Below are 26,570 nucleotides of genomic sequence, written 5' to 3'. Positions count from 1 at the left end.
TACGGGGGTCAAATTCCGGCCACAATCGGTTGACTGAATGACGTTGTTGCAGTCCGGCTCCACCATTTGCTGGAAGTCCGGGCTTCAGTCGACTCGTTTGCGAGAGGGAGAGAGTACGATGGCTGGACGTTCAGTGATGCCGGCAATCAGTCCGGAGGGAAGCCTCAGCCAGTATCTGGACCAGATCCGCAAGTTCCCGATGCTGGAACCCGAGGAAGAGTACATGCTCGCCAAGCGCTGGACAGAGCATGAGGACATGAATGCCGCCCACAAGATGGTGACCTCGCATCTGCGCCTGGTGGCGAAGATCGCGATGGGCTATCGCGGCTATGGTCTGCCCGTGCAGGAGCTGATTTCCGAAGGCAACGTGGGCATGATGCAGGCGGTGAAGCGCTTCGATCCCGAACGCGGCTTCCGCCTTGCCACCTATGCCATGTGGTGGATTCGCGCCTCGATCCAGGAATACATCCTGCGGTCCTGGTCGCTGGTGAAGATGGGTACGACGGCAGCGCAGAAGAAACTGTTCTTCAACCTGCGCAAGCTGAAGGGCCAGTTGCAGGCCATCGAGGATGGTGACCTGCACCCCGACATGGTGACCAAGATCGCGACCCGACTGCAGGTGTCGGAGAAGGAAGTGGTGGACATGAACCGCCGCCTGGCCGCCCCGGACCATTCGCTGAATGCGCCGCTGCGCATCGACGGTGACGAGGAATGGGTGGATTGGCTGACCGACGAATCCGAGGACCAGGAGACGACCCTGGGCAATTCGGAGGAGCTGGACCAGCGCCGCGCCATGCTGGAAGGGGCCATGAAGACCCTGAACGAACGGGAGCGGCACATCCTGACGGAGCGCCGTCTGAAGGACAATCCGCTGACGCTGGAGGATCTGAGCCAGGAATATGGTGTCAGCCGCGAACGCGTCCGCCAGATCGAGGTGCGCGCGTTCGAGAAGCTGCAGAAGGCCATGAAGAATGCGGCCCTGCAGCAGCGCATGAATGCGGATCGGGAGCTGGAGCACTTCGGCGCCTGACCGACCGACGCCGACATTCGAAACCGGAGACTGACAGGGCCTCAGCCGCGCAGGGTTGAGGCCCTTTTCAATGCGGCATCGGTTTCGCGATCCAGTTCGGCCATGAGCTGTGCGGTGCCAAGACGCCGCGACATGCGGGTGCCCTGCCCTGCCCAGAGGGAGAGAAAGGCGGGATCACCCGCCTTGGCCGCGGCGGTCCGCATGGGGCGCGTCAGCTGATTCTGCAGCGGGAACGGCAGTATCGCCCCCTCCCCCCCTGCGTCCACGGTCTGCATGAAGCGGTTGGCGATGCCGCGCGCCGGGCGACCGGAGAAGGCGCGGGTGATCCGTGTATCATTGTCACCTGCGTCAAGGATGGCCTGCTTCTGCACCTCCGGCACGCCGCCTTCGGCTGTGGTCAGGAAGGCCGTACCCATCTGCACCGCCTGTGCCCCCAGCATCAGCGCCGCCGCGATGCCGCGCCCGTCCATGATGCCGCCGGAGGCAATGACGGGAACCCGCACGGCATCGACGATCTGCGGCACCAGCGCCATGGTGCCGACCATCGCGCCCGGCCCGTCGGTGTCGAAGCTGCCGCGATGGCCACCGGCCTCACCGCCCTGCGCGGTGATGGCGTCGACCCCGGATACCTCCAGCGCCACCGCCTCGGCCACGGTTGTCGCGGTGCCGATGATGAACATGTCCCGGGCCTTCAGCGCCTGCATCGCCGCTTCCGGCAAGGTCCCGAAAGTGAAGCTGAACAGGCGGGCGCCACTCTCCAGCGCCGCAGGCAACAGACGTTCGAAGGGATCGGCTCCGACCGGAGGGACGGTGGGGGCATCCAGCCCCAGTTCGGCAAAGAACGGCGCTGCACTGGACAGGGCAAGCTGTCCATCGACCTCCGGGGCCGGGCGCTGTGGCGCGAACAGGTTGATGCCGAACGCACCGTTCGTGCGCTCCCGCACCGCGTCGGACGCGGTCCCGATGGCCTCCGGCGTCATGTAGGCCGCGCCGATGAAACCCATACCGCCTGCATTGGATACTGCCGCCGTCATCGCAGGCGTATCACCACCGCCGCCCAGCGGGGCCTGCATCACCGGACTGGTCATGCCCAGTCGCTGCATAAGATCGGTCCGGACCATGTTTCCCACCTCCCTCAAGACACCTACCGGCCAATCTAGTGCGCTGACCGGCAGGGAGGAACATTGACACCCCGCCGGGCGGCCCACAAACATGGCCGCATCATGCGCGCGCTCGGTTTCATCCTCGTTTCCGTCCTGCTGGCAGCGGCCATCCCCGCCGCCGCCGGACAGCGCATCACCGTATTCGCCGCGGCGAGCCTGAGCGACGTGATGCAGCGCATCGGCACGGCATTCGAGGCAGAGCACGACAGCACGGTCCGCTTCTCCTTCGCCGCATCATCGACACTTGCCCGGCAGATCGAGGCCGGAGCGCCCGCTGACATCTATGCGTCCGCCAATACCGCCTGGATGGGCTATCTGCGGGACCGGGACCTGATCATTGCCGACAGCTTGGCCGTTCCGGTGCGCAACAGTCTGGCGCTGGTCGGCAACCGACAGCGGTTCGGTCGCTCAAAGACGCTGGAACAGGCGCTCGGCGCGCTGCATCCGGGGGAGCGGCTGGTGATCGGCGATCCGGCACATGTCCCGGCCGGGATCTACGCCCGCCAGGCCCTGGCCGCGATGGACCTGTGGGACGGTCAGCAACAGCGGCTGGCCTTCGCGTCCGATGTCCGCGCGGCGCTTGCGCTGGTTGCGAGGGGGGAGGCGCCGCTGGGTCTGACCTATCTGACCGACGTGCAGGTGGGGGGGCCGGAGGTGATCCTGCTGCAGGTCCTGCCGCCGGATCTGCATGACCGCATCGAATATCCCTTCGGCATCGTCAGCGGACACGACAATGCGGACACCCGTGCCTTCATGGCATTCCTGTGGAGTGACGCCGCTCGGCAGGCGTTCCTGAACGCCGGGTTCAGTCCGGCAACGCCCAATGACTGACGCGGAGATCGAGGCCCTGCTGCTCAGTCTGCGCATTGCTCTCGTCGCGGTGGCGGGTGCCCTGCCCTTTGCGGTGGCCGTCGCATGGTTGCTGGCGCGGACCCGGTTTCCGGGACGGGTGCTGCTTGACGGTCTCGTTCACCTGCCGCTGGTCCTGCCGCCCGTTGTCATGGGCTATCTGCTGCTGGTCAGCCTTGGCACCAATGCGCCGGTCGGCGGCTGGCTGCTGGAGACCTTCGGGATACGCCTTGTCTTCTCGTGGACCGGTGCGGCGCTGGCGGCAGCGATCATCAGCTTTCCGTTTCAGGTCCGGGCGATCCGGCTGGCGATGGAGGCGATAGACCCAGGCCTCGATGCCGCCGCACGCACGCTTGGCGCGGGACCGCTCGACCGCTTCTTCTCCATCACCCTGCCGCTGGCCCTGCCGGGGATCATCGCTGGCGCGATCACCGCCTTCGCCGCCAGCCTGGGGGAGTTCGGTGCCATCATCACCTTCGTCTCCAACATTCCCGGTGAGACCCGCACCCTGCCCCTGGCCATCTATACCGCCATCCAGTCCCCCGGCGGGGAAGCGGCCGCCGCCCGGCTTGCCGGCCTCGCCATCGCCCTGGCGCTCGCCGGACTGATCCTGTCCGAAGCCGCAGCACGCCGGGTGCGGAGCCTTTCCGGCTCATGAGCCTGGATATCGCCATACGCCACGACCTCGGCGACTTCCGTGTCAATGCCAGCTTCGGCGTGGACGAACCCGGCATCACGGCGCTGTTCGGCCCCTCCGGCGCGGGCAAGTCCACCATCATAGCCGCCATGGCGGGGCTGATCACACCTGACAGCGGTCACGTCCGGATCGACGGAGAAACCCTTTTCGATTCCTCTGACGGCACCAGTATCCCGGCGGAACGGCGGCAGATCGGTTACGTGTTTCAGGAAAGCCGCCTGTTCCCCCACATGGATGTGCGCCGCAACCTGACCTTCGGCGCCCGCCGGGCCGGCGGACGGAGTGCCGCCATCGGCTTCGATCCGCTCGTGGAACTGCTCGGCATCGGGCATCTGCTGCAGCGCAAGCCGGTGAACCTGTCAGGCGGTGAGCGTCAGCGCGTGGCGCTCGGCCGTGCGGTCCTCGCCGCACCGCGCCTGCTGCTGCTGGACGAACCCCTGGCCGCCCTGGATCAGGCCCGGCGGCAGGAAATCATGAGCATGCTGGAACAGCTTCGCGACGTGGCCCGTATCCCCATGGTCTACGTCAGCCACGCCCTGGATGAGGTGACCCGGCTGGCGGACCACATGGTGGTGCTGGACCACGGGACCGTTGCAGCCAGTGACACGGTCTATGCCATCACGTCCCGTATCGACCTGTTTCCCCTGACCGGGCGCTTCGAGGCCGGTTCGGTGCTGCCGGGGCAGATCCTCGAACATGACGCGAACCACCATCTCAGCGCGGTCGGGATCTCCGGTGGCCGCCTCTGGGTTCCGCGCATCGACCGGCCGGAGGGTGCGCAGGTGCGCATCCGGGTGCGGGCGCGCGACGTCATGCTGGCCACGGCCCCGCCAGCCGATATCAGCGCCAACAACATCGTCGCCGGAACGATCAGCGCGATCCGGCGCGACGACGGGGCCTATCTGGACGTTCGTGTCGCCTGTGGCTCGGACCATCTGATTGCGCGCATCACCCACCGTTCCCTCGCGCGGCTGGGCCTTTCGGAGGGACAGCCGGTGCACGCCGTGATCAAGAGCGTCACCGTGGAACGCGACGGCGGACATGGTTCGGGGCATACTCCCATGAGAAATCAGATGAGAGTTCCGCGATGACCACACGAAGCACGCTGCCCCCCCTGTCCGTACGCAATGCCCGGCCCGAGGACGCGCAGGCCATCGCCAACCTGATTGCCAAGGTCTATCCGCCAAAGCTGTCCTATCCGGCGGAGACGGTGCTGGGACCGATGACAGCCTTCCCGCAGGGCCAGTTCGTGGTGGAGGATGCGGGCCAGATCATCGGCTATGCCGCCACCTTCATCACCGATGAAGCGACCGCGATGTCGAAACATACCTGGCCCGGGATCACCAACAACGGCATGGCCAGCAACCACAATCCGGACGGCGACTGGCTCTATGGCATGGAAGTCTGCGTCGACCCGGATCAGCGCGGCCAGCGGATCGGACAGCGCCTCTATGTGGCGCGGAAGCGGCTCGCCACCCGCCTGAAGCTGAAGGGCATCATCTTCGGTGGTCGCATGCCTGCCTATACACGGCACCAGAAGCGGTTTCCGACGCCGGAAGCCTATCTGGAGGCGGCGGTGGCGCGGAAGGTGCGCGATCCGGTCATCAGTTTCCAGCGCCGCAACGGCTTCCTGCCACTCGGTGTACTGCGCAACTACATGCCCGGCGACACGGAGTCGGCCGATCTGGCCGCGCACATGATGTGGCGCAACCCGAAGCACCCCGACACACCGCCGTCCTTTGTCGAACCGACAGGCAGCACTATCTGATCCGACGACACTTCTCCGGGGAGGCCCAACCATGGCCGAGATCGAATATTTCTACGCCGCCTATTCCGCCTTTGCCTATCTGGGATCGCGCCGGTTCCAGCAGATCGCGAAGGCGGCAGGCCGCACCATCGCGCACCGGCCCATTGATCTGCGCCGGGTCGTGGCGGAGGTCAGCAAGTCGCCCTTCGGCAACCGTTCCGACGGGCACAAGGCCTATTTCTTCGGACGCGAGATCCAGCGCTGGAGCGAGGAACGAAACGCCCCGGTGATCGGCCACACGCCGACCCATCACGGCAATGACATCACCCTGTCCAACTGTTTCCTGATCGCGGGGATGGAGGCGGGCCTGAACATCGACGAACTCTCCCACCGTCTGCTGGAGTCCCATTGGGCGGAGGACACGGACCTGGATGACGCGCCGACGCTGGCCCGTCTGGCGCGGGAAGTGGGCGTGGACCCGGACCCCCTGCTCGCCAACGCCCTGACGCCGGAGATCCAGGACATCTACCAGCGCTGGACCCAGGAAGCCATCGACCGCTCCGTCTTCGGCTCCCCCACCTACTTCGTCGATGGCGACATGTTCTACGGGCAGGACCGGCTGGAGATGGTCGAACGCGCCCTGAAGCAGCCTTACAGGAAATAGGATCTTGCGTTAGTATCCCCGTATCGCGCGCCGGAAGGACAGAAACATGAACAGCAGCCTGACAGAGGCTCTGGCCGTCATCGAGCAACTGCCTGCGGATCGGCAGCAGGCGCTCGGCGAAGCGTTTCTCGAAACCGCCACCCGCGCCCTGATCGAACAGAAGATCGCTGAAGGCGAAGCGTCTGTCGAAGCCGAAGGCACCGCCCCGGCAGAAGACGTTTTTCGCCGCCTGACAGCACGATATGGCGGCTGAAGTCGTCATTCCGCCTCACGTGGAAGCGGAACTTGCCCGGATTGGCGACCATGTAGCGCTGGATGACCGTCAGGCCGCCTTGCGCCTGATGACCCGACTTCAGGAGAAATGCCTGTCGCTCGCCGAGTTCCCGTTCATGGGCCAAAGGTTCGGTGACAGCTACCGCGTGATCGTGTCGGGACGCTATCTTGTCTTCTATCGCGTCGATGAGGCTGGTGAGCGTGTGGTCATTGTGGCAATCCTGCATGGCGCACGTCACTACGATCTTGAGGTCCTGATGCGCCGCGATCGTCCTGGACAGGACTGATTTTTCGAACGGGGAGAGACACCATGGCCCGAATTGCCATTGCCGGTTTCATGCATGAGACAAATACCTTTGCGCCGGTGCTGACGACCTATGAGCATTTCGAGCAGGCCGAGGGCTTTCCGGGGCTGACGCGGGGCGCGGACATGCTGAGCGTGTTTCCGCCCGCCAACATCGCGACCGGCGGCTTCATCAAGCAGGCGCAGGCGCTGGGCCATGACATCGCGCCGGTGCTCTGGTGTGCCGCCGTCCCCGCCGGGTATGTCACCGAAGACGCCTATGAGCGCATCACCACCATGATCGTCGATGGTCTGGTGGCGGAGGTTGAGAAGGGTGCGGTCGCGATCTACCTGGACCTGCATGGTGCCATGGTCGCGCAGCACCAGCAGGACGGCGAGGGCGAGTTGCTGCGCCGCTTGCGGGAGCGCATCGGCGACGAGATGCCTGTCGTCGTCAGTCTGGATCTGCATGTGAACATCACGGAGGCGATGGTTGGCCATGCGGACGCGCTGATCGGATACCGTACCTATCCGCATATCGACATGGCGGAGACGGGCAAGCGGTCCGCCGACCACATGCACATGATCCTGGCGGAGGCCCGCCCGCAGCAGGCCAAGGCGTTCCGGAAGCTGGACTTCCTGGGGCCGCTGACCGGTCAGTGCACGATGGTCGATCCGTCGAAGTCGCTCTACGACCTGGTGGCCGCCATGCAGGACGGCCCGGTCTCGACCATCAGCTACACACCCGGTTTCCACCCCGCTGACATCCTGGAATGCGGCCCGGCGGTGGTGGCCTATGCCGACGATCAGGCGGCGGCGGACGCTGCCGCCGACCGGCTGCGCGACTGGGTGCTGGAGCATGAGGGCGAGTTCGCGGTGCCGATGCTGAGCCCGGCCGAGGCGGTCTCAAAGGCGCGCGGCATGCACAACAGCGCGTCACGGACCATCGTGCTGGCCGACATTCAGGACAATTCCGGTGCCGGTGGCACTTCCGACACCACCGGCCTGCTGCGCGCCCTGGTGGAGGGCAATGCGGAAGGTGCGGTGCTGGGTCACCTGACCGACCCGGCGGCGGCGAAGGCGGCCCATGCCGCCGGCCTCGGCGCGGAGATCGAGCTGTCGCTCGGCGGCAAGCTGTTCGAAGGCGGCGACCCGCCGTTCACGGCGACGTTCCGTGTCGCCGCCCTGTCGGATGGTCAGTTCCTCTGCACCGGCCCCTTCTATGGCGGCAACAATGCGAAACTGGGCAAGACGGCCGTGCTGGAGATCGGCGGGGTCCGGGTGGTCGTCTGCGAGGGCCGGATGCAGGCGGCGGACAAGGAGATGTTCCGCCACATCGGCATCGAACCGGATCAGGTGCCGATCCTGTGCCTGAAGTCATCCGTGCATTTCCGGGGCGACTTCACCGACATCGCCGAGGATATTCTGGTGGTGGAAGCCCCCGGCGCCTTCATCGACCGACCGGCGAAGAACGCCTACCGCAATCTCCGCCCCGGCGTCCGCCTCGGCCCTCTGGGTCCGGTACATCAGCCGGAACAGGCGTCCTAACGCTCCCGGAAGGCTTCGTGCTGCAGTTTCAGGACGGGTTGCAGCAGGAAGCTGGCGACGGAGCGTGATCCGGTGTGGACGTCGATGGTGGCCAGCATGCCGGGGCCGATGGGAAACTGCTCCGGCGAATTCCCAAGGTAGGCCCGGTCGGTCTGCACGACGACCTTGAAGTAGGGTCGGCCCTGCTCATCCAGGCTGCTGTCCGGCGCGATGCGGACGACCTTGCCGTCGAGACTGCCGTAGCGGATGAAGTCATAGGACGAGATCTTCACCGTCGCGCGCTGACCGACCGTGACAAAGCCGCGATCCGTGGGGCTGAGTTCGGCCTCCACCACCAGCGGGCCGCCCACCGGCACGATTTCCAGGATCGGCTGGCCCGACTGGATGACCGCGCCCACGGTCGAGACCTTCAGGTCCGCGACCACCCCGTCGATGGGGCTGCGGATCGTCGTCCGGCTCTCCTGCTCGTCGGCACCGGACAGGCGTTCGGCCACCGTGGCGATCTGGACCTCGACCTCCGCCAGTTCGGCCTGCGCCTCGCGCCGGTAGCTGCGTGCGGCCTCTTCCTTGCGCTCCGCAGCTTCGCGCTGTTCCGATGCGGCACGGCTCATGGCCGCTTCCAGGCTGCCGATCTCTCCGACCAGCCGGGCCACGTCGGCCTGCTTCTGGTTCACCTCCAGCCGCGAGGCCAGATTGTCGCGCGCCAGATCCTGCAGCGTTGCCAGCGATTCCTGGCCCAGTTCCAGTTCCCGGCTGCGGGCATCGCGGGCCGAGCGATACTCGCGAATTTCCTCGCCACGCTGGCGCAACTGCTGATCCAGCACCGCCTCGGAACTGCGCAGTTCATCCTGCCGCGCCCGGAAGGCACGCTGCTCCGCCTGCAGCACTTCCGACCGGCGCTGGCTGGGCCCATCTGGAAATGCCGGTTCCGTCCCACCGGCCTCCGCCAGCAGCCGTGCGCGCTTCAGCTCCAGACCATCCAGCCGGACCCGCAGCTCCGCTGGATTCTGGCTCGCAAGCCCCAGCTTCAGCCGGACGAGCGGCTGCCCCTTCGATACCAGCTGTCCCTCCGCCACCAGCAGGGCATCGACAATCCCGCCCTCCAGATGCTGAACGACCTTCACATCGCCCTGCGGCACCACGGTCCCGGGCGCCACGGCGACCTCCTCCAGGTCCGCGAACAGGGACCAGACCCCCAGCAGCACGATGACCAGCGCCAGCGCGCGGGCAATCCAGGCAACGGACCCCGGGCGATGACGCACGATCAGCTGGTCGAGCGCGCTCATGCCCGGCCCCCTGCCCCGGCGGTCAGCCGGGCGCGCATGTCGGCTGCCGGACCGGCGGCGGTGATCCGCCCGCCCTCCATCAGCACGATGTTCTGACAGGCCTCCAGCAGGGCCGGGCTGTGGGTCACCGCGATCACCGTCCGGTCCTCCCCCAGGGCCTGAAGGTTGCGGGCCAGCCGCGCGGTGGCCTGACCATCCAGATTGCCCGTCGGTTCATCCAGCAGCAGCACAGGCGGATTGCCGAGCAGGGCGCGGGCAATGGCGATGCGCTGGCGGATACCGCCGGGCAGTTCCATGCCGCCCTCCCCCACCCGTGCGCCATAGCCGTCGGGCAGGGCCGACACCGCCTCATGCACGCCTGCCAGATGGGCGACATCGATGATCATCTCGTCGCTGGCCTCCGGCTGAGCGACGGCAATGTTCTCCCGGATCGTGCCGGCGAAGAGGAACGTGTGCTGCGGCACGTAACCGATGGCGCGGGCCAGATCCTCCCGCCCGTACTGGCTGATGTCGGCGTCATCCAGCAGGATGCGACCGGCGTCGGGGCGATAGAGCCCCTGCATCAGTTTCAGCAGGGTGGTCTTGCCCGATCCGTTGGCCCCCACCAGACCATGCAGGCCGGTGGAAATCTTCAGTCGCGCCTCCCGGATCGCGGGCGGACGTCCCGCCTGGTAGCCGAAGGTCACATTATCCAGCCAGAGGGTGCCCTGGACCCGTGCGGCACTGACCGCGCCACGGGCCGGTTCCTCGGCGGTGGCAATCACGTCGCCCAGCCGCGCCAGCGCCTGTCGGGTGGCGGCATAGGTGCGCCAGTTGCTGACCAGTTGCTGAAACGGCTGCACGATGCGCCCGCCAAGCATGTTGGCGGCAACCAGTGCGCCGATCGAAAGATCCTGGTTCAGGATCGCGATCGCACCGACCGTGGTGGTCGCGACGGTGGTCAGCACCATCAGCGAAAGGCCGAGGTGGATGAAGAAATCGGAGCTTGCGCCGCGCCGCAGCCCCTCCTCCACCGCACCGGCATGGCGCTGCTCCCAGCCGGCGCGCATCGGTCCCTGCAGCGCCAGTGCCTTGATCGTGGTGCGGCCGCCGATCAGTTCGGCAATCATGCTGTCACGGTCGAAGACAGCGCGGCGTTCCGCGTCATTGGCCGCGCGAACTACCCGGCCCGAATACCAGGCAAGGGCAATGAAGATCGGGAAGACGGCCAGAAAGACCCAGGCTACAGGGGCCGCAACGACGAAGATCACCACCGCGAAGAGGATGGCGAAGGGCAGATCCGCCACAAGCACCGCCGACAGGCCCGAGAAGGTGTTGCGCACCGTCTCCGCATCCCGGAACAGCGCCTGCCACCAGGCGGTGGGCCGCCCCTCCAGCATCGCCAGCGGCGCACCGGTGATGCGCCCATAGAGCGACCGGGCCAGGGAAACATCGATCTCCACCGCCGCCGCGCGCAGCAAGCGCCCACGTCCCTGCCGCAGGAAGAAATCGAAGGTGAGTGCGATCAGAACACCAACCACCAGTCCCTGAAGCGTCGAAAGGCCACCGTGAAACACGACCCGGTCATAGACCTGCAGCACGAAGATCGGCACCGCGATGGCCAGGATGTTGACGATGAAGGACAGCGCCACGACTTCGCCCAGCCGCCGTCGCACCGGAGCCAGCAGGTCGGCAAGCCAGTCGTTTCCTGCGTCAGATGAACCCCTGTCCTGCAAGACTGCTCCCGCGCACAAATTATGGGAATGAGTGACTTAACCCGAAGGCGAGCTTGTTATACACCTGCTAACATGCTTCGCATCAGGCTGATTCGACAGTCTGATGTCCCCCGTCTGCGGAAGATTCGCCGGTTTGATTCGTGGTCTGATCATAGCTTCCGTCCTGTTCCCGCTTGCGGGGGCCGCCTCGGCGGCACCGCTGGTCGAAGAACTGCGCGGACTGATGGGCGCGCACCCGGACGTACGCGCGGCGGAACGACGGCTCGACCAGGCCCGCGATGCGGTGCGGGAAGCCCGTGCCCCACTGTTTCCGCAACTGCGGCTGACCGGCGAATACGGCTATGAGAATGTCGACAGCCCGGTGCGACGCAATGCCGGTGGCGACGCGGTCGTGCAGACCCGCGAGATCGGTCGGTTCGAGGTCACGCAGAAACTGTTCGACGGTTTCGAGACCGACGGCCAGCTGAAGGCTGCGATCAATCGGGAATTCCAGGCGGGCTTTGGCCTGGAACGGGCGGAGCAGCAGCTGATGCTGCGCGCCACCACCGCCTATCTTGCCGTGCTGCGCCAGACGGAACTGGTGGACATCGCGCTCCAGACCGAAGGCACCATCCGCCGCCAGCTCGCGCTGGAGGATGAGCGGGTGCGGCGCGGTTCGGGCCTCTCGGTCGATGTGCTGCAATCGAAGTCCCGGCTTCAGGGCGCGAAGGAACAGCGCGTCCGGCTGGAGGGGCAGTTGCGTGACGCCATCGCCGAATATGTCGCCGTGTTCCATCACGCGCCGGAAATCGGCTCGATGGAACCGCCACTGGCACCGGACGTGCTGCTGCCGCTGGACCTCGACCTGGCCATCGACCGCGCGTTCCAGGTCAATCCGGCGATGAAACAGAGCGCCGAACGCATCGGTGAAGCCCGCCAGCAGCACAAGTCCGCCATGGCCGACTTCATGCCCGACGTGAACCTGGTCGCGGAGGGCGGACTGGAGAACGACGCGGAGGGCATCACCGGCAACCGCCGCGAGCTGTTCGTGGGGGTCCGCGCCGACTGGAACATCTTCAACGGCTTCGCCACCGTGGCCGCCAGCAGCCGCACCAAGCAGCGCATCGCGGAGACCATGGAGAACCATGCCTCGCTCAGCCGGGAGGTCGCGAAACGGGTGGAGGTTGCCTGGCAGACGCTCGTCACCCTGCGCGAACGTCAGGCACTGGCAGAGAATGCGGCGGCCATTGCCTCCGAACTCTTCGTCGCCCGCACACGCCTGCGTGGCGCAGGCCGCGACTCGGTCGTCAACGTGCTGGATGCGGAGCGTGAAGTGAACGCCGCCCGGTCCCGCGCCGCCGCCGCGCGCTACGACTCCCTCATCCAGACCTTCCGCCTGCTGTTCGAAGTCGGCGACCTGAATCTGGAGGCCTATACGTTCTAGGTCGTGCCACTGCCTGATTGCGGTGCCAGCCCGGTTCCATCATCCTGCGAAATGAACCACGCATTCCGCCGATTGCTGCGGTGATGGACAAGGGGAACACGGAAATGGTCGAGAACCCGCACGATACCGAACTGTCACTGCTGGACGAGGTGCGCCTGCAGGCCAGGGTCCTGCTGCCCGTGGTCCGGGCCATCCGCGAACGGCTGGGTCGGGCGGAAGGGGACCGGCTGATCGAGGATGCGCTCCGCGAATGGTCACGCGATCTGCACAGGCGCGTGGGGGCGGAGAAGGGCGGCGATGCCCGCGCCCAATGGGACGGCATCTGGGCCGACATGCGGCCCCGCATCGGCGACGCCATCCACCGCGAGATGCTCACCGACACGGACACCGTGCGCGAATACAACGTGACCCGCTGCGCCTATGCCGAATTCTTCAAGGCACTGGGGGAGCCGGAACTGGGCCGCTTCCTGCTTTGCGACATCGACTTCGACATTGCGGAGGTCGGCGCACCGGACGTGGAATTCAAGCGCACGCAGACCATCATGTCGGGCGCGGCATACTGCGACTTCCGCTATCGGTTCAGCACAGCGGATTCGGGGGAGCCGGGCTAGGTCGCGTCGGCCGCGCTCTCCTGCGATCCCCGGAACCCCTGGGCCACCAGATAGCTCTCCGCCGAGTCCTTGCGGCTGGCGTCGGGCTTGGCAAAGCGGACCTGCTTGAAGTCGCGTTTCACCTGCAGCAGGAAATCATTCTCTCCGCCGCCCTGCAGCAGCTTGACGACGAAGCCGCCGCCGGGTGTCAGCACCTGGCGGGCGAAGTCGTGGGCCAGTTCGGCCATGGCGACGATGCGGATGTGATCGGTGGGGCGGTGACCGGTGGCCGGGGCCGCCATGTCGCAGATCACCAGGTCGGCCTGCCCGCCGAGGGCGTTCATGACCTCGGTGTCCGCGCCCTCCTCCGTGAAGTCGAGTTGCATCATCTCGACTCCGTTCATGGGTTCCATTTCCAGGATGTCCACCGCCAGCACCGAGCCGCCGTCACCGATGCGCTTGCGCGCGATCTGCGACCAGCCGCCGGGCGCGGCCCCCAGATCGACGATGCGCTGGCCCTTCGCGAACAGGCTGAAACGCTCATCCAGCTGGATGATCTTGAAGGCGGCACGGGAGCGATAGCCTTCGGCCTTCGCAGCCTGGACATAGGGATCATTCAACTGCCGCTGCAGCCAGCGGGTGGACGAAAGCTTGCGGCCGCGCGCCGTCTTCACGCGCCTGGTGACATCGCGTCCGCCCCCCGGCGGACCTGCGGTACTCTTCGCCATCGCGTCAGTCTCCGGCGGCCATCAGGGCCGCGTCTTCGCGCATCAGGCGCAGCAGGATGCCTTCGCGCAGGCCACGGTCCGCCACCGTGATGTCCGGTACGGGCCAGAGGTCCAGAATGGCCTGCAGGATGGCGCAGCCACCGATCACCAGATCGGCCCGTCCCGGCCCGACACAGGGATGCTCCGCCCGCTCCGTCAGCGACAGACGCTGCAGGTGACCGGAAATCTCCGTCATCCGGCGGGACGGGATCGAAAGCCCGTCCACGGCGGCGCGGTCATAGCGCACCAGGTTCAGGAACACCCCGGCCAGTGTGGTGACAGTGCCGGAGGTGCCGACCAGCTTCAGCGCGTTCAGATCGAAGTCGCTGGCGACCGAGTTGGCAAACCCGGAGAAGATCTCCCGCGCCCGGGCGACCATGGCGGCATAGGTCTCGTCATCAACGATGTCACCGCCGAAATCCTCCGCGAAATTGACGACGCCGACAGGAAAGGTGGCGAATCGCGACAGGCGGTGGCTCCGCCCCTCATGCGGCTGGGCCAGCGCGAACTCCGTGCTGCCGCCGCCGATATCGAAGACCAGCGCCGGACCCTCGTGACCACTGAGCAGCGACATGCAGCCCGAAAGCGCCAGCGTCGCCTCCTCCTCCGCATCGATGACGTCGATGCGCAGCCCGGTCTCCCGGCGCACGCGATCAACAAAGCCTTCCGCATTGCCCGCGGCCCGGCAGGCGGCGGTGGCGACGCAGCGCAGGTCCCAGACACCACGACGGGCGATCTTGTCGGCACAGATCTTCAGGGCATCGATAGTGCGGTCAATCGCGGCTTCGTGCAGGTGGCCGCTGGCCGCGACCCCTTCCCCCAGCCGCACGATGCGCGAATAGGCATCGACGACACGGAAGGAATCGCCTGACGGCTGCGCGATCAGCAGACGGCAGTTGTTGGTGCCAAGATCGACAGCCGCATAACACCGCTCCCGTCGCCGATCAAAGACCCCGCCTGACACCTGTAAACTCCCGCCTGTTGGGTTCCTCCGCCGCAGAACGCGCAGCGGTGAAACATGAGATCACCCAACCGCCAACATACCAACCGGAGCGCAGGAATGTTAAGTCCATAGAACGCATGCTGCATCAGTTGACACCGTGGTTCCGGGGCCGTAAGAAGCGGCCCTGCCTGACGGCACCTGCTGGGGGATCGTCTAATGGTAGGACAGCGGACTCTGACTCCGTCAATCTAGGTTCGAATCCTAGTCCCCCAGCCACATGCCCACCGCAATACTAGGTATACAGCGAAGCTGCCCTCGCTAGCCGCGCGCCGAAGGTAGCCAAACACATATGACGTTGCGGTCTCGGTGAACGGAATTCTTGGAAGCTTGCCTTACCTTTGGAGCTAGCTGGACACCCGCATTAACCCGATGATTTCGCCGAGTGGAAGACACGGCCTGCACCCGGATGTTCTGAACCGGTGGTTTCCGGTTCCGACGGCCTGATCTGGCGTCGGGCTGGTGGGTGACCGGCGTTCTGGACGGACTCATCCTGTGGCGGCTCTGCGTTCATGGAAGATCAGACGGTCGAAGTTGTAGGCGAGGTTGGCCAGGGTCAGTTTGGCTTCGGCCCGCTTGATCCCGATGGTCCGGATGAACAGGCCGTAGCGGTTCTTCTGGTGGGCGAAGACATGCTCGACGCGGGCGCGGATCGAGGACTTCTTCGCATTGGCGCGGGCCGTGGCCTTCGGCATCGGCTTGCCTGCGGGCTTGCGCCGGTGGATGCGGCTGACCAGCATCCGGCTTGCCAGCCACTTCTCGTTGCGCCGCGAGCGGTAGGCGCTGTCGGCCCAGACCTCGCCGGACGTGTTGTCTGTGCAGACCACGGTCTGTAACTGTCGGCCATCCGGCGCCGAGGCCGAGGTCACGGCCTGGCCGCGGATGAAGCCGAACCGCCGGTCGATGCTGATGTGCGACTTGTAGCCGAAGACCGGCAACGCGATCATCGGCAAGGGCACGCCGTCGGGCCGGGTGCGGACCTTGCCGCCCACCTTCAGCGTCCAGCGCGCGTCGGTATCCTTCTGCGCCGCCCTGTTCGGTTCGTCGGGCCAGATCTCGGACGCAGTGCGGCCAGCCTTCACCGCCTCCTTCTCGGGGTCGGTATTGCGCTGCTTCGGTGCCGGGACCAGGCTCGCATCCACGATCTGGCCTGACATCGGGATATAGCCCTTCTTGTGCAGTTGCCAGTCAAACGCCTTCATCACCCGCTGCAGCGTGCCGGTCTCTGTCAACTTGTTGCGGAACAGCCGGATGGTGTTCTCATCCGGCGTCGGCGCACCGAGATCGAAGCCGAGAAAGCGCATCCAGGACAGACGGTCCCGGATCATGAACTCCATCCGCGCGTCGCTCAGATTGTGCTGCGCCTGCAGGATCAGAACCTTGAACATCGATACCGGATCAAATGGCGGGCGACCGCCTTTGCGACCATCGCCATAGCCCAACCCTTCAACCAGCCAGCGCCGGAAATGCTCGAAATCGACCGTCGCATCAAGCACCTCCAGTGGATCGCCGTCCCGGCTCAATGCTTCCAGATGCTCCGATAGTCCAAACAGTCCCCGCTGACGCATCCGATCCTCCCGTACCATCAGGGAGGTAGTGAATCAGACCGCCGCAAAATCGGCCAGGATTTTGCGGGTGTCCAGCTGGCTCCTGCGCTCCAATAGTTCCAACGGCCCAGGCAATTGAATCTTCAACGAAGCGTAGTCTTCTGCTTCCATCTCCGTCAGCCAAGCAGTCGACGAGTCGCTCGGGCTCGCAAAGTCAAAAAGTACATCGACATCGCTGCCAGAACGGTGATCCCCGCGAACTCTACTGCCAAACAAGTATATAACAATACCTGAGTGTGGGTGCGACCAATCGGCAAGTATGCTAGCGATATTTCTGAAATCATTGGTCATATTTGCCACCTAGATTCAAAAATTTCTTCATTTCTATAATTCTCAATTGATCAAAACTCAACCAATCCAAGCTAACCGCAGCAGTTTTGGCTCGAGTCGCAATCCACAAGCAGTTCGCCATGAACCGGCAGATCATCCGCCCGGTGACAGGCCCCGGACACGGTCATTAACGTCCTTCGGGATGATCCCGTGATGGGCTTCGGCGTAGGCGGCGAGCCGCGCCATCATGTCGGGCTGCATGAGTTGCAGCGGTTCCGGGTCCCCACCTATCGGCAGGACGTCCGAGATCACGCGCTGCCCGTCCCAGGAGATCAGGCCAATCGCGGCCGGATCGGCGCAGAGATGCGGGTCGGGTCCGGTCAGATCCAGTGCCACCTGATATGACGTGCCGGGACATATCCGGGCCACGGTGCCGCCCCAGCGCGTGGTGATGGGCCTGTGCACATGGCCGCAGAGCACCGCCTGCACGTTCGGAAAGCGGGCCACCAGCGCCTCCAGCGGGCTGACCCAGTCCAGGTTCATCACGTCCATCCAGCGCACACCGGTGGCGAAGGGCGGGTGGTGCATGGCCAGAACGACGGGTCGCCCCTGCGTCACCTTCAGTTCGGATTCGAGCCAGGCCAGACGCTGGGCGCAGAAGGTGCCGTCATGATGCCCGTCGTGCAGCGTATCCAGCCCGATGACCCGCAGCGGCCCCGCGTCGATGGCGAACTGGCCGAAACCCGCAAGGCGGGTGTCGCCCAGATGCCCGGCCATGGCGTCAAGGAAGGGGTCACGGGTGTCGTGATTGCCCGGCAAGGCGTGCCATGGCACCTGCAGACCGGTCATGATCTCCAGGAAATGATCGTACTCCGCCTTCTGCCCGTGGTGGGTCAGATCACCGGTCACCAGCACGAGTTCCGGCCGGACGGGGAGCGTGTTGATCCGCGCAACGGCTGCCCGCAACCCGGCAGCGGAATCATAGCGGTCGTAGACCAGCGCGCCAGGCGCGACAATGTGGGTATCGGTGATCTGGACAAGCAGCATGGTGGTGTCGGAACCTTCGAACGGATTTCGCGCGGATTGATCCCTGCAGCCTACCTGTCAGGAGCCGGGAAGTGCAGCCAGCCTTTGCTGCCGGGCGGCGCACGATGGGACACGGATCAGGCTCTCCAGGTGAACTGCCACCCGAATTCTCCCATGATTTCAGCATAATACACTGATTTCATTAACATTACTGATGGGTATTTTCTCATCCGCCAAAGTATGGTACGGTCTTTCCAAACAGTGAATATCTGCGTCCGGATCAGAGTTCGGGCGCAAGAAAATCCGTCAGGAGGGATCACCATGTCGACAGCTATGGCAATGCAGAACGCGCCGGACCACGAGGCCATCATCATCGGGGCCGGAGTCTGCGGAATCTATCAGATCAAGACGCTGACCGACATGGGCATGGATGCCATCGTGCTGGACAGCGCCGGTGATCTGGGCGGCACCTGGTACTGGAACCGCTATCCGGGTGCGCGCTTTGATTCGGAGAGCTACACCTACGGCTATTCCTTCTCAAGGGAACTGCTGGACGAATGGCACTGGAAGGAGCGGTTCTCCGGCCAGCCAGAGAACCTGCGCTACCTGAACTTCGTCGCCGACAAGTTCGACCTGCGCAAGTACATGCAGTTCAACTGCAAGGTAGAGGCCGCCCATTACGACGAGGCTGAGAACATCTGGCGGCTGAGCCTTGATGACGGGCGCACCCTCACCTGCCGCTACCTGATCATGGGCCTTGGCCTGCTGTCGCAGCCGACGATGCCCAGGGTGGAGGGTATCCACGACTTCAAGGGCGAGTCGTTCCACACCTACTACTGGCCGCAGGAGCCGGTGGACCTGAACGGCAAGCGGGTCGGGATCATCGGCACAGGCGCCACCGCCATCCAGGTGATCGCGGAGATCGCCGACAAGGTCGGTTCGCTGACCGTGTTCCAGCGCCGCCCGAACTGGAGCGCGCCGCTGAACAACAGCGAGATCACCGAAGAGGAAATGGCCGACATCCGGAAGCGTTACGACGAGATCTTTGCCAATTGCGCAAAGAGCCCGGGCGGTTTCGAGCATCAGCCCGACAGGCGCGGCTTCTGGGAGGTCACGCGGGAGGAACGGCTGGAGCTGTGGGACCGCCTCTACGATGAACCCGGCTTCGGCATCTGGCTGCAGAACTTCCGCGAGATCTTCACCGATGAGGATGCCAATGCGGAGATGTCCGAATATATCGCGGACCGTATCCGCCAGCGCGTGAACGACCCGGTCATCGCCGAGAAACTGATCCCGAAGGACCATGGCTTCGGCGTCCAGCGGGTGCCGCTGGAGACGCGCTATTTCGAGGTCTACAACCGCGACAATGTCGAACTGGTGGACATCAGCGAGACGCCGCTGGAGCGCGTGACGGAAAAAGGCATCCGCACGTCCGACCGGGAGTTCGAGTTCGACATCATCGTCTATGCCACGGGCTTCGACGCGATCACCGGTGCCTATGACCACATCGACATCCGCGGCATCGGTGGCCAGACACTGCGGCAGAAGTGGTTCGACAGTCCCTCGACCTTCCTCGGCATGTTCGTGCACGGCTTTCCGAACATGCTGATGCCTGCCGGTCCGCAGAGCGGCTCGGCCTCCACCAACTATCCGCGCGGGATCGAGACCGGCGTCAACTGGTGCACGGCGTTCCTGAAGTACGTGCGCGAGCATGGCTTCACCCGCTTCAATGCGTCGGAAGCGGCAGAGGCCCGCTGGACCTCGCATGTCGAGAAGATGTACTCGACCATGCTGATGCGGAAGGCAAAGTCCTGGTTCACCGGCTACAACTCCAACGTCGAGGGACATGAGGAGGGCAAGGTCCGGTACTTCGTCTACAACGGCGGTTCGCCCAAGTACGTGCAGCGGATCACCGAGATTGCCGGAAACGACTACGAGGGGATCGAGATGACGTCCGATACCCCGCAGAGCCCGCGCATGCCGCTGCAGCAGATGGGTGACGCCGCCGACTGAATCCCTCTCCTGAGGGCTTCGCACAACAACCTGTCGAGACAGGCCCGGGGGACGGTGGTTGACCGCCCCCCGGATTGACTTACTGTTGTGCCGATCAAGGCGCTGGATAAAAAGCGTCCATCCTCGGGAGGGAAAAAATGAGAACTACGGTCAAGCGCCTCGTCAGCGCGACCGCAGCGGCAGCACTGTAGCTCGGCATTGCGGCAGGCGCACAGGCGGCATCGCATTCAGAGACATTCAAGATCGGCGTCGTGACGTTCCTGTCCGGCGGCGCGGCCGAAAGCTTCGGCGTGCCCGCATGGAACGGCGGCAAGCTGATGATCGACATGCTGAACAAGGGCGAACTGCCTGCCCCTTACGACCAGAAGGGCTTCGGCGGCATGATGATCGAGGCCATCGAGATCGATGAGGCCGGTGGCGCCACCAAGCAGGTGCAGGAATTCCGCAACCTGGTGCAGCGCGAGAAGGTCGACGCCGTGCTGGGCTACGTCAGTTCCGGCGACTGCCTCGCCGTTCCGCCGGTGGCGGAGGAACTGAAGGCATTCCTGGTGCTCTATGACTGCGGCACCCCGCGCGTCTTCGAGGAAGGCTCCTACAACTACGTCTTCCGCACCGCGGCCCATGCGGCGATGGATAACATCTCCCTGGCCAAGTACATGACGTCCCGTGGCATCAAGGTCGGCACCTTCGCGGGCGTCAACCAGGACTATGCCTGGGGCCATGACAGCTGGGCCGACTTCGTTGCCTCCATGGGCGTCCTGATGCCGGACGCGAAGGCCACCACATCGCTGTTCCCGAAGATCTTCGCCGGTCAGTACGGCACCGAGATTTCCGCCGTGATGCGGGAGAAGCCGGACCTGCTGCATTCGTCGCTGTGGGGCGGTGACCTTCAGGCCTTCATGCTGCAGGCCTCGGCCCGTGGCATTCACAAGCGGATGCAGATCGCGCTGGCCGCCGGTGACCATGTCATCCCGCAGCTTGGCCAGAAGATGCCCGATGGCATCATCCTGGGCGCGCGTGGCATGAACGGTCTGGCTGCGCATGCCAAGGGCGGTGAACTGGTCGACCTGCTCTGGGACCGCTACAAGGCCGAATATGGCGTCTTCCCCGTCCAGGCTCCGTTCCGCATGTGGCAGGGTCTGCTGGGCGTCAAGGCGGCCGTAGAGAAGGCGATGAAGGCCAATGGCGGCAAGAAGCCGACTGCCGAGCAGATGGCTGCCGCCATGAAGGGCCTGACCTGGGAAGCCCCGTCCGGCACCATCACCATGGCGCTGGGCAACGGTCATCAGGCGATCCAGCCGAACGCCATCGGCACCACCAAGTGGGACGAAGCCGCGGGCGAAATGACCCTGGTCGATGTCGAATATTATGACGCCGAATGCGTGAACCCGCCGAATGGCATCAAGGCAGTCGACTGGATCAAGGCCGGTTTCCCCGGCGCCAAGTGCAACTGAGCCTGCACGTCTGATCCGAAAGAACTGATGCGAACCGGCCGGCACTCCCCGGGGTGCCGGCCGTCTTCAGGGCGGACCACATGGACCTCATTCTCGTCATTCTGGTTGACGGGCTGATTTACGGCGCCTGGCTGTTCATCGTCTCGGTGGGCCTGACGCTTGTCTTCGGCGTGCTCGGCATCCTCAACCTTGCCCATGGCAGCCTCTATGCCATCGGCGCCTACAGCACCGCGACCGCTGTCGGCATCTATTTCGCCTACGGAGGCGACGCCTTTCCGCTCGGCTCCTACGCCGTGATGGCGCTGGCGGCCCTGCTGGTCGCGGTCGTCATCGCGCCGCTGCTGGAGCGTGGACTGCTGCGCCATTTCTATCATCGTGACGAGGTCATCGGCGTCCTTGTCACCTACGGCGTCTTCCTGATCCTGGAGGACGCGATCAAGCTGATCTGGGGCGTTGATCCCCTGTTCGTCTACGAACCCTATGACCTGCTGGGCATGGTGGAGGCGGGACCGCTGTTCTACGTCGCCTATGACTTCCTGGTCATTGCCGTCTCGGCTGTCACCGGGTTCGCGGTCTGGTACTTCCTGAACCGGACGCGGCGCGGCAAGGTCATGCTGGCCGTCATCCATGACCGGGAAATGAGCCAGACCATGGGTGTCAACGTGGACAAGGTCTTCCTGCTCGCCTTTGGCGCCGGTGTCTTCCTGGCGGCCTTCGGTGGCGCACTGACCGCGCCGATGATCTCCGTCTCCCCCGGCATCGGCGTGAATGTCATCATTGTCGCCTTCGCCGTCATCATCATCGGTGGACTCGGGTCCATCGAAGGCGCGGCCCTGGGGGCGGTCATGGTCGGCATCTCCCGCGCTGCCTCCGTCCACCTGATGCCGGAGCTGGAGCTGTTCATCATCTATTTCGTGATGGCCGTGGTTCTGATCTTCCGTCCGGAGGGCATCTTCGTGCGTACCCAGACGAGGAAGATATGAAAGCGCTATCCGACATCCGCGTTGCGTCACTGCTGGCGCTCGCACTGCTGGTCGCTGGTGGCTTCGCCCTGCCCGACTGGGCGCTGTTCCTGATGACCATCGGGCTGGCGAAGGCCCTGGTGTCGCTCGGCATCGTGGTACAGATGCGGGCCGGGCTGGTGTCCTTCGGCCAGGGGTTGTTCTTCTGCATCGGGGCCTATGTCGCCGGTCTTATGGCGAACTTCGCCGGGCTGACCGACATCTTCGTGCTGACCGGCATCTCCGTGCTCGCCTGCCTGGCGATCGGTGGCATCTTCGGGCCGCTGCTGGCCAACTATCGCGGCATCTTCTTCGCGATGCTGTCCCTGTCGCTGTCGATGATCCTCTACGGCATCCTGTCGAAGATGAACTCGCTGGGCGGCACGGACGGGCTGAACGTCGCCGCGCCGACCTTCGCGGGCTACGCGCCGGAGGGCCGCGCGCTCTCGCTGTCGCTGTACCTCTATACCTCCGTCATCGTGGTCGCGATCGGGGCCGTTCTGCGAACCGGCTTCGACAGCCAGCACGGGCTGGTCTCTCTCGCCGTCCGGTCCAACGAGCTGCGGGTGGAGTATCTCGGCGCATCGGTGCGGCGCACCAACGCCATCAACTACGTGATCTCGGCCATGCTCGGTGGCATCGGTGGTGTCATCACCGGCCTCGCCATCGGTCACGTCGATCCCGAATATGCCTACTGGACCACGTCGGGTGAGTTCGTCTTCGTCGCCATCCTGGCGGGTTACCTGTCGATCCCGGCAGTCTTCGTGGCCTCGATCATCCTGGAGCTGGTGCGGTCCTTCTCCAATCTCTACTTCCCGAACACATGGCAGATGGTGCTTGGCGTCTTCCTGCTGGTCATCATCCTGACCCTGCCGAACGGCCTCGGGTCCCTGTTCCACCGCAGGCGGGAGGGCGGATCATGAGCACCTCGGCCAAGACAGAAGCGCCGGCCCTGGAGACAAGGGGCCTGATGAAGAGCTTCGGTGCCGTCACCGCAGCACATGACATCACCGTTTCCGTGCCTGAGCGGGCGGTCTGGTCGCTGATCGGCACAAACGGCGCGGGCAAGACCACCTTCGTCAACATGGTGACCGGCTATCTGCATCCGGATCAGGGGACGATCCTGTTCCAGGGGCGGGACATCACCAGCCTGGGACCCCGGGAAGTGACCCGTGCAGGCATCTGCCGCTCGTTCCAGATCCCGCAGCTCTGCAGTGAACTGACGGTTCTGGAGAACGTGCTCGTTGCCCTCGCCATCGCCGATCCGAAACCACCGTCGTTCTTCCGCAAGGCACGCGAGAGCGAGGCCGAGGATCGCGCCATGGAGATCCTGAAACGGTTCCGGATCGAGGAGCATCGCGGTCGGCTGATGACCGAGCTGTCCGCAGGTGTGCGCAAGCTGCTGGACATCGCCATGTCCATGTGCGGCCACCCGAAGGTGATGCTGCTGGACGAACCCACCAGCGGCGTGGCGGCCGAGGAGAAGTTCCCGATCATGGATCTGGTGATGGAGGCGCTGGCCGCCGAGAACGTTACGACCCTGTTCGTGGAGCACGACATGGACATCGTCACCCGCTATTCCGACCGGGTGCTGGCGTTCTATGACGGGCGGATCATTGCCGATGATGCGCCCGACGAAGTGCTCGGCGACCCGCAGGTCCAGCGCTATGTCACCGGCACCGCGCCTGCGGAGGCGACATCATGATGCTGTCGCTCGCCAACGTCGACGTGGACATCCAGTCCACCCCCATCCTGCGTGGCCTTTCGATGGAAATCGGTGCTGGTCAGCTTGTCAGCCTCGTCGGCCGCAACGGTGCCGGGAAGACAACCACCATGCGCACCATCATGGGCATGACCAGGCCCCGCAGCGGGGAACTGAGGTTCGACGGCGACATCATCACCGGCCTTGCCGCCTACCGCCGTCCCGCCCTTGGCATCGGCTACATGCCGGAAGACCGGCGGCTGGTGCCGCAGTTGACCGTGGAAGAGAACATGCTGCTGCCCGCCTGGGTGAACCCGGCAATCGAACAGCAGCCCGGCCTCGACTTCATCTATGACCTGATGCCGGAACTGGCGGACATGAAGGACCGGAAGGCCCTGCTGCTCTCCGGCGGACAGCAGAAACTTGCCGCCCTCGGGCGCGCGCTGATGGCCGGATCACGGCTGCTGCTGCTCGACGAGCCGTTCGAGGGTGTGGCCCCGGCGCTGGCCAACAGGCTGTCGGAGGTCATCGGCACCCTGCGCGCCAGCCAGCGGTCCATCCTGATCGCGCAGTCGGAGCTGAGCCATACGCACGCCGTCGCCGACAGGGAGTATGTCATCGAGCGTGGTGCCATCGTTTCCTGACCGGCGCTGGCCTGCGCCCGCGACATGACAGGCAACGGCGGCCCCGCTGGCAATTGCGGAGCAAGCGTCGCGGCTGGTAGCCTGCCGCCACGATCATGGTGCCTCCCCAGCCGCGATCCATTCCAGTACCCAAGAGGCAGAGTTGATGACAGACATTAAGGTTGAAACCCTCCCCCCCTCGCCCGAGACCACGGACCCGCGCATTCCGTCGCGCGACCAGGTGGTGGTCCGTGATCTGGTCGAGCGCTGGAACCGGGAAGCGCCGGAGAAGGTCTTCGCGGTGCTGGACGACGGCAGCACCTGGACCTATGCCGAACTGCGCGATCTGGTGATCCAGACGGCGCTGGGCCTGCAGCAGCAGGGCGTGAAGCAGGGCGACCACGTGATCGTCTGGCTGCCGAACACGCCGGCCAATGTCCGCATCTTCCTGGCGCTGAACTACATCGGCGCGGTCTATGTCGGCATCAACACGAGCTATCGCGGCAACCTGCTGGCGCATGTGGTCAATATCTCCGACGCGCGCCTGATCGTGGCGCACGCGGACCTGGCTCCGCGCCTGTCGGAGGTCGACACGGCGAAGCTGGAGCGGCTGATCTGCGTCGGTGATGCGGTCACGGTGGAGGGGCTGGACTGCACCACCTATGACGCGGCCCTGCTGCCGACGTCCGGCACACTGGCAGCGCCCGAGCGCAGCATCGAACCCTGGGACCCGCATCAGATCATCTTCACCTCCGGCACCACCGGCCCGTCGAAGGCAGTGCTGTGTTCCTACCTGCACATCTATTCCAATGCGGGGCCGGAATCCTGGCCCTGCATCACGGGGGAGGACCGCTACCTGGTGAACCTGCCGCTGTTCCACATCGGCGGAACGGGCATCACCTACAACATGCTGGTGCGCGGTGGCTCCATCACGCTGGTGGAGCGGTTCGATACCGCCTCCTTCTGGGACGTGATCCGGCGAACGGAGACCACGGCGACCTTCCTGCTGGGGGTGATGGCACAGTTCATCGAGAAGATTCCCCCTGCCCCGGACGATGCCGACAACCCGTTGCGGGTGATGTTCATGGTGCCGCTGGCCGGTGACATCAAGGCCTTCGCGAAGCGCTTCGGGGTGGAGGTCTACACGATCTTCAACATGACCGAGGTCTCCACGCCGATCTTCTCCGAACCCAACCCGGAGATTCGTGGCACCTGCGGCAAGGCACGTGATGGCGTAGAGGTCCGGCTGGTCGATGACAACGACTGCGAGGTGCCGGTGGGCGAGATCGGCGAGATGATGATCCGCACCGACCGGCCCTGGGGCATGAACTCCGGCTACTACAACAACCCGGAGGCCACGGCGAAGGCCTGGCGGAACGGCTGGTTCCATACCGGCGACGCCTTCCGCATGGATGCAGAAGGCAATTTCTACTTCGTCGACCGGATGAAGGACGCGATCCGCCGCCGGGGCGAGAACATCTCCTCCTTCGAGGTGGAGGCTGATGTCGGCGCCCATCCGGCGGTACGCGAAGTCGCCGCCATTGCCGTCCCGAACGAGATGAGCGAGGACGAGGTGATGGTTGTCGTCGCGCCTGTCGAAGGACAGAAGATCGATCCCGTCGATCTGATCGAGTTCCTGCGCCCGCGCATGGCGCACTTCATGGTGCCGCGCTACATCCGCATCGTCGATGAACTGCCGAAGACGCCGACGGCCAAGGTCCAGAAGGCCATGCTGCGGGAAGAAGCGGTGACGCCGGATACCTGGGACCGGGAGGCTGCGGGCATCCGCCTGAAGGGGGATCGATTCTCGAAGGCGTCCTGACAGGGACGGCGCACGAC

Annotated in this window: 26 protein-coding genes and 1 tRNA gene; 19 read left to right on the top strand and 8 right to left on the bottom strand. The window is 64.9% G+C overall.

The window, feature by feature from the left end:
- Positions 1-118: 118 nt before the first annotated feature.
- Positions 119-1,030 (top strand): RNA polymerase sigma factor RpoH, encoded by a 912-nt coding sequence (gene rpoH, locus QGV54_RS06140; protein ID WP_281017723.1) that lies wholly within the window; start codon positions 119-121, stop codon positions 1,028-1,030.
- A 41-nt stretch (positions 1,031-1,071) separates the two neighbouring features.
- On the opposite strand, the gene QGV54_RS06135 is transcribed toward rpoH, so the two are convergent.
- Positions 1,072-2,151 (bottom strand): nitronate monooxygenase, encoded by a 1,080-nt coding sequence (locus QGV54_RS06135; protein WP_281017724.1) that lies wholly within the window; start codon positions 2,149-2,151, stop codon positions 1,072-1,074.
- Between the two features lie 102 nt (positions 2,152-2,253).
- On the opposite strand from QGV54_RS06135, the gene modA reads away from it, so the two are divergent.
- The 8 genes from modA to QGV54_RS06095 are packed head-to-tail and all read left to right on the top strand — an operon-like array spanning position 2,254 to position 8,254.
- Positions 2,254-3,024 carry a molybdate ABC transporter substrate-binding protein gene (gene modA, locus QGV54_RS06130; protein ID WP_281017725.1) on the top strand — a complete coding sequence of 257 codons (771 nt, stop codon included), beginning with the start codon at positions 2,254-2,256 and terminating at the stop codon, positions 3,022-3,024.
- A complete protein-coding gene (gene modB, locus QGV54_RS06125) occupies positions 3,017-3,700 on the top strand; it encodes a molybdate ABC transporter permease subunit (RefSeq protein ID WP_281017726.1) in 684 nt (227 codons plus the stop codon). The genes modA and modB overlap by 8 nt, the downstream gene beginning before the upstream one ends.
- The gene (gene modC / locus QGV54_RS06120) at positions 3,697-4,830 is read left to right on the top strand and encodes a molybdenum ABC transporter ATP-binding protein (protein ID WP_281017727.1); all 1,134 of its coding nucleotides are present in this window, start codon (positions 3,697-3,699) and stop codon (positions 4,828-4,830) included. Before modB ends, modC begins: the two co-directional genes overlap by 4 nt.
- Positions 4,827-5,507 (top strand): GNAT family N-acetyltransferase, encoded by a 681-nt coding sequence (locus tag QGV54_RS06115; RefSeq protein ID WP_281017728.1) that lies wholly within the window; start codon positions 4,827-4,829, stop codon positions 5,505-5,507. The genes modC and QGV54_RS06115 overlap by 4 nt, the downstream gene beginning before the upstream one ends.
- A 31-nt stretch (positions 5,508-5,538) precedes the next feature.
- Positions 5,539-6,150 carry a 2-hydroxychromene-2-carboxylate isomerase gene (locus QGV54_RS06110; protein ID WP_281017729.1) on the top strand — a complete coding sequence of 204 codons (612 nt, stop codon included), beginning with the start codon at positions 5,539-5,541 and terminating at the stop codon, positions 6,148-6,150.
- A gap of 46 nt (positions 6,151-6,196) precedes the next feature.
- A complete protein-coding gene (locus tag QGV54_RS06105) occupies positions 6,197-6,403 on the top strand; it encodes a hypothetical protein (protein WP_281017730.1) in 207 nt (68 codons plus the stop codon).
- Positions 6,393-6,710 (top strand): type II toxin-antitoxin system RelE/ParE family toxin, encoded by a 318-nt coding sequence (locus QGV54_RS06100; protein ID WP_281017731.1) that lies wholly within the window; start codon positions 6,393-6,395, stop codon positions 6,708-6,710. Before QGV54_RS06105 ends, QGV54_RS06100 begins: the two co-directional genes overlap by 11 nt.
- A gap of 23 nt (positions 6,711-6,733) precedes the next feature.
- Positions 6,734-8,254 carry a M81 family metallopeptidase gene (locus QGV54_RS06095; protein ID WP_281017732.1) on the top strand — a complete coding sequence of 507 codons (1,521 nt, stop codon included), beginning with the start codon at positions 6,734-6,736 and terminating at the stop codon, positions 8,252-8,254.
- On the opposite strand, the gene QGV54_RS06090 is transcribed toward QGV54_RS06095, so the two are convergent.
- Together QGV54_RS06090 and QGV54_RS06085 are read right to left on the bottom strand one after the other, a co-directional pair.
- Positions 8,251-9,540, bottom strand: a complete 1,290-nt coding sequence (locus QGV54_RS06090; RefSeq protein WP_281017733.1) for an HlyD family type I secretion periplasmic adaptor subunit — start codon at positions 9,538-9,540, stop codon at positions 8,251-8,253. The genes QGV54_RS06095 and QGV54_RS06090 overlap by 4 nt on opposite strands.
- Positions 9,537-11,255, bottom strand: coding sequence for an ATP-binding cassette domain-containing protein (locus tag QGV54_RS06085; protein ID WP_281017734.1), 1,719 nt, complete (start codon positions 11,253-11,255; stop codon positions 9,537-9,539). The genes QGV54_RS06090 and QGV54_RS06085 overlap by 4 nt, the downstream gene beginning before the upstream one ends.
- A gap of 133 nt (positions 11,256-11,388) precedes the next feature.
- Here QGV54_RS06085 and QGV54_RS06080 point away from each other — a divergent pair, with 133 nt between their 5' ends.
- A complete protein-coding gene (locus QGV54_RS06080; RefSeq protein WP_281017735.1) occupies positions 11,389-12,678 on the top strand; it encodes a TolC family protein in 1,290 nt (429 codons plus the stop codon).
- A gap of 104 nt (positions 12,679-12,782) precedes the next feature.
- Entirely contained in the window at positions 12,783-13,289 is a 507-nt protein-coding gene (locus tag QGV54_RS06075) for an L-2-amino-thiazoline-4-carboxylic acid hydrolase (protein WP_281017736.1), read from the top strand.
- Here QGV54_RS06075 and QGV54_RS06070 read toward each other — a convergent pair.
- Both QGV54_RS06070 and QGV54_RS06065 read right to left on the bottom strand, forming a co-directional pair.
- Positions 13,286-13,996: an RlmE family RNA methyltransferase gene (locus QGV54_RS06070; RefSeq protein WP_281017737.1), complete on the bottom strand. Its 711-nt coding sequence runs from the start codon at positions 13,994-13,996 to the stop codon at positions 13,286-13,288. The two genes, QGV54_RS06075 and QGV54_RS06070, sit on opposite strands and share 4 nt — an antisense overlap.
- 4 nt (positions 13,997-14,000) lie before the next feature.
- The gene (locus QGV54_RS06065; RefSeq protein ID WP_281017738.1) at positions 14,001-14,999 is read right to left on the bottom strand and encodes a Ppx/GppA phosphatase family protein; all 999 of its coding nucleotides are present in this window, start codon (positions 14,997-14,999) and stop codon (positions 14,001-14,003) included.
- A 181-nt stretch (positions 15,000-15,180) separates the two neighbouring features.
- Here QGV54_RS06065 and QGV54_RS06060 point away from each other — a divergent pair.
- Positions 15,181-15,254: transfer RNA gene (locus tag QGV54_RS06060), tRNA-Gln, on the top strand.
- 269 nt (positions 15,255-15,523) lie between these two features.
- Here QGV54_RS06060 and QGV54_RS06055 read toward each other — a convergent pair.
- The 3 genes from QGV54_RS06055 to QGV54_RS06045 all read right to left on the bottom strand — a co-directional run bounded on the left by QGV54_RS06055 (position 15,524) and on the right by QGV54_RS06045 (position 17,959).
- Positions 15,524-16,603: an IS5 family transposase gene (locus tag QGV54_RS06055; RefSeq protein ID WP_281017739.1), complete on the bottom strand. Its 1,080-nt coding sequence runs from the start codon at positions 16,601-16,603 to the stop codon at positions 15,524-15,526.
- Between the two features lie 33 nt (positions 16,604-16,636).
- On the bottom strand, positions 16,637-16,933 hold the full coding sequence (locus QGV54_RS06050) for a nucleotidyltransferase domain-containing protein (RefSeq protein WP_281017740.1): 297 nt from the start codon (positions 16,931-16,933) through the stop codon (positions 16,637-16,639).
- Positions 16,934-17,065: 132 nt separating this feature from the next.
- A complete protein-coding gene (locus QGV54_RS06045) occupies positions 17,066-17,959 on the bottom strand; it encodes a phosphodiesterase (RefSeq protein WP_281017741.1) in 894 nt (297 codons plus the stop codon).
- A gap of 300 nt (positions 17,960-18,259) precedes the next feature.
- Here QGV54_RS06045 and QGV54_RS06040 point away from each other — a divergent pair, with 300 nt between their 5' ends.
- The 7 genes from QGV54_RS06040 (at position 18,260) to QGV54_RS06010 (ending at position 26,553) form a co-directional block, all read left to right on the top strand.
- Entirely contained in the window at positions 18,260-19,951 is a 1,692-nt protein-coding gene (locus QGV54_RS06040; RefSeq protein WP_281017742.1) for an NAD(P)/FAD-dependent oxidoreductase, read from the top strand.
- A gap of 251 nt (positions 19,952-20,202) precedes the next feature.
- Positions 20,203-21,405, top strand: coding sequence for an ABC transporter substrate-binding protein (locus QGV54_RS06035; RefSeq protein WP_348638773.1), 1,203 nt, complete (start codon positions 20,203-20,205; stop codon positions 21,403-21,405).
- An 80-nt stretch (positions 21,406-21,485) separates the two neighbouring features.
- On the top strand, positions 21,486-22,388 hold the full coding sequence (locus QGV54_RS06030; protein WP_281017743.1) for a branched-chain amino acid ABC transporter permease: 903 nt from the start codon (positions 21,486-21,488) through the stop codon (positions 22,386-22,388).
- On the top strand, positions 22,385-23,329 hold the full coding sequence (locus QGV54_RS06025) for a branched-chain amino acid ABC transporter permease (RefSeq protein ID WP_281017744.1): 945 nt from the start codon (positions 22,385-22,387) through the stop codon (positions 23,327-23,329). The genes QGV54_RS06030 and QGV54_RS06025 overlap by 4 nt, the downstream gene beginning before the upstream one ends.
- Positions 23,326-24,111, top strand: a complete 786-nt coding sequence (locus tag QGV54_RS06020) for an ABC transporter ATP-binding protein (protein WP_281017745.1) — start codon at positions 23,326-23,328, stop codon at positions 24,109-24,111. Before QGV54_RS06025 ends, QGV54_RS06020 begins: the two co-directional genes overlap by 4 nt.
- Complete coding sequence (locus tag QGV54_RS06015; protein WP_281017746.1) at positions 24,108-24,752, top strand: ATP-binding cassette domain-containing protein; 645 nt, start codon at positions 24,108-24,110, stop codon at positions 24,750-24,752. The genes QGV54_RS06020 and QGV54_RS06015 overlap by 4 nt, the downstream gene beginning before the upstream one ends.
- A 145-nt stretch (positions 24,753-24,897) precedes the next feature.
- Positions 24,898-26,553, top strand: coding sequence for an AMP-binding protein (locus QGV54_RS06010; RefSeq protein ID WP_281017747.1), 1,656 nt, complete (start codon positions 24,898-24,900; stop codon positions 26,551-26,553).
- The last annotated feature ends 17 nt before the right edge of the window (positions 26,554-26,570 follow it).

The organism is Minwuia sp. IMCC3060 (assembly GCF_029909435.1).
GTDB lineage: Bacteria > Pseudomonadota > Alphaproteobacteria > Minwuiales > Minwuiaceae > Minwuia.
Note: the sequence above shows the minus strand (reverse complement) of the source record. Positions and strands in the feature narration are given on the sequence as shown.

Bases quoted from the DNA above. Each gene is read 5' to 3' on its own strand.
- rpoH (WP_281017723.1), top strand. From the start codon at position 119: ATGGCTGGACGTTCAGTGATGCCGGCAATCAGTCCGGAGGGAAGCCTC.
- QGV54_RS06135 (WP_281017724.1), bottom strand. From the start codon at position 2,151: ATGGTCCGGACCGATCTTATGCAGCGACTGGGCATGACCAGTCCGGTG.
- modA (WP_281017725.1), top strand. From the start codon at position 2,254: ATGCGCGCGCTCGGTTTCATCCTCGTTTCCGTCCTGCTGGCAGCGGCC.
- modB (WP_281017726.1), top strand. From the start codon at position 3,017: ATGACTGACGCGGAGATCGAGGCCCTGCTGCTCAGTCTGCGCATTGCT.
- modC (WP_281017727.1), top strand. From the start codon at position 3,697: ATGAGCCTGGATATCGCCATACGCCACGACCTCGGCGACTTCCGTGTC.
- QGV54_RS06115 (WP_281017728.1), top strand. From the start codon at position 4,827: ATGACCACACGAAGCACGCTGCCCCCCCTGTCCGTACGCAATGCCCGG.
- QGV54_RS06110 (WP_281017729.1), top strand. From the start codon at position 5,539: ATGGCCGAGATCGAATATTTCTACGCCGCCTATTCCGCCTTTGCCTAT.
- QGV54_RS06105 (WP_281017730.1), top strand. From the start codon at position 6,197: ATGAACAGCAGCCTGACAGAGGCTCTGGCCGTCATCGAGCAACTGCCT.
- QGV54_RS06100 (WP_281017731.1), top strand. From the start codon at position 6,393: ATGGCGGCTGAAGTCGTCATTCCGCCTCACGTGGAAGCGGAACTTGCC.
- QGV54_RS06095 (WP_281017732.1), top strand. From the start codon at position 6,734: ATGGCCCGAATTGCCATTGCCGGTTTCATGCATGAGACAAATACCTTT.
- QGV54_RS06090 (WP_281017733.1), bottom strand. From the start codon at position 9,540: ATGAGCGCGCTCGACCAGCTGATCGTGCGTCATCGCCCGGGGTCCGTT.
- QGV54_RS06075 (WP_281017736.1), top strand. From the start codon at position 12,783: ATGGTCGAGAACCCGCACGATACCGAACTGTCACTGCTGGACGAGGTG.
- QGV54_RS06070 (WP_281017737.1), bottom strand. From the start codon at position 13,996: ATGGCGAAGAGTACCGCAGGTCCGCCGGGGGGCGGACGCGATGTCACC.
- QGV54_RS06055 (WP_281017739.1), bottom strand. From the start codon at position 16,603: ATGCGTCAGCGGGGACTGTTTGGACTATCGGAGCATCTGGAAGCATTG.
- QGV54_RS06050 (WP_281017740.1), bottom strand. From the start codon at position 16,933: ATGACCAATGATTTCAGAAATATCGCTAGCATACTTGCCGATTGGTCG.
- QGV54_RS06045 (WP_281017741.1), bottom strand. From the start codon at position 17,959: ATGCTGCTTGTCCAGATCACCGATACCCACATTGTCGCGCCTGGCGCG.
- QGV54_RS06040 (WP_281017742.1), top strand. From the start codon at position 18,260: ATGTCGACAGCTATGGCAATGCAGAACGCGCCGGACCACGAGGCCATC.
- QGV54_RS06030 (WP_281017743.1), top strand. From the start codon at position 21,486: ATGGACCTCATTCTCGTCATTCTGGTTGACGGGCTGATTTACGGCGCC.
- QGV54_RS06025 (WP_281017744.1), top strand. From the start codon at position 22,385: ATGAAAGCGCTATCCGACATCCGCGTTGCGTCACTGCTGGCGCTCGCA.
- QGV54_RS06020 (WP_281017745.1), top strand. From the start codon at position 23,326: ATGAGCACCTCGGCCAAGACAGAAGCGCCGGCCCTGGAGACAAGGGGC.
- QGV54_RS06015 (WP_281017746.1), top strand. From the start codon at position 24,108: ATGATGCTGTCGCTCGCCAACGTCGACGTGGACATCCAGTCCACCCCC.
- QGV54_RS06010 (WP_281017747.1), top strand. From the start codon at position 24,898: ATGACAGACATTAAGGTTGAAACCCTCCCCCCCTCGCCCGAGACCACG.